This window comes from Helicobacter bilis ATCC 51630 (genome assembly GCF_000686565.1).
In the GTDB taxonomy this organism is placed as follows: Bacteria; Campylobacterota; Campylobacteria; order Campylobacterales; family Helicobacteraceae; genus Helicobacter_A; species Helicobacter_A bilis.
In genome coordinates, this window is record NZ_JMKW01000121.1 from 1 (window position 1) to 1,359 (window position 1,359).

General features: G+C 33.9%; 3 protein-coding genes. All 3 read left to right on the forward strand.

All coding sequences use genetic code 11. The features are described 5' to 3' along the window. Positions 1–366 (forward strand): putative barnase/colicin E5 family endoribonuclease (locus T368_RS16040; RefSeq protein WP_051591334.1); only part of this gene is annotated, 366 nt, incomplete at its 5' end. Positions 367–451: 85 nt separating this feature from the next. After that, complete coding sequence (locus tag T368_RS0111520; protein WP_004089046.1) at positions 452–769, forward strand: hypothetical protein; 318 nt, start codon at positions 452–454, stop codon at positions 767–769. Positions 770–1,000: 231 nt separating this feature from the next. After that, a complete protein-coding gene (locus T368_RS0111525; RefSeq protein WP_004089045.1) occupies positions 1,001–1,240 on the forward strand; it encodes a PBECR3 domain-containing polyvalent protein in 240 nt (79 codons plus the stop codon). Positions 1,241–1,359: the final 119 nt, after the last annotated feature.

Sequence of the window (1,359 nt, forward strand, 5' to 3'; positions counted from 1 at the left end):
AAAGAAAGTGGGGCTAAAGGCGAGTATAAAGGACAAGTTGCAGGGGCATTTTATAGAGAGGAGTTAGGCGATATTGATTTAGTTTGGGGAGAAGTAACAGATTTTGAAAAACATAAAGGATATGGATTGGCACATATTTTAGATAAACACCCTGAATTTGATGTTTTTAATATTCCTAAGGTTATAGAACAAGGAAAGATAGAAAAAACTTACAATGGATACAATATAGTTACTGATGATTATATTGTAGGGTTAAACAAAGGATTTAAAGATAAGGATGGAAATATTATAAATGACAGTAATGTTTGGGTGGTAACAAGTTTTGAACCGCAGGCAAAATTAAAAAAAAGGAAGCTAGTAGCATAGCATCCGTTACTAGCAATTACATTGAGCCGATGCCTCAAAAACCTAACCCCATTCTACCACAAAATCCCAAACAAAACAAGCCCCTATGCCAGAAGGTATGCCAAGAGATGATATAAAAAATTTATTTCAACATTTTAAAGGGAAAATCGATGAGAGAGAAAGAAAACTTTATTCTAAACTTATTGATGACACCAAAGCACACCCAGACATTACACTAGAATTAGAGAGAGAAGGACACGCAAGAAAAGGCTATATTAAGGCTTACCAGCATAAAGAAACACACGACTTATATTATATGTATATAACGCAAGATAACGACAGAATAGACATTACAGGTATGCCGATGACTGATTTGAAAGATGTGATTGCACAGGTGAGAAATTGCGTAAAAGTGGTTAGTTAGACATCACCAAGGATTCCTTATTCTAACTCCCCCTAGATTAAAAATCTCTAAGCCTTGGAGGGAGTGTAATTATAACATAAAAACACATAAAAAACAAGGTTATATTTACAATAGCGAAAAAGTAAAAAGCGGAGGCTCTTTGGGGGATACAACAAACCGCGAAGCCGACTTTATAAGTCCATAGCCCCAAACTTGTAACGATATTATAATATAAAAAAGCTAAAAGACATAATGCAATGGACTAATTTAGCAGATGATGCGGATATACAATTTATCACCAAAAGTGAAATAGGGCAAAAAGTGCTAGTAAGTGGCAAACAGATAAATAGGCACTATGTAATAGTAGAAAGTATTAGAATGGATGTTAATGAACTTGGGCTTAAAACTATGTATTTTGAAAAAGGAAATTTAAAAGATAATGCAAGTTTTTGGCAGAGCTACGGCGAGTCAGGTTATAAGCCGCTTCCGTAGATGACTAGCTTTGAGAAGCTTACATAGATTATACCACAAAAAAAAGGATTTAAAATGATACAAACAAAAAATCTCACTTTAAAGAAATTCCAAGAGAATTTTGACTTTCAGAATCTTAG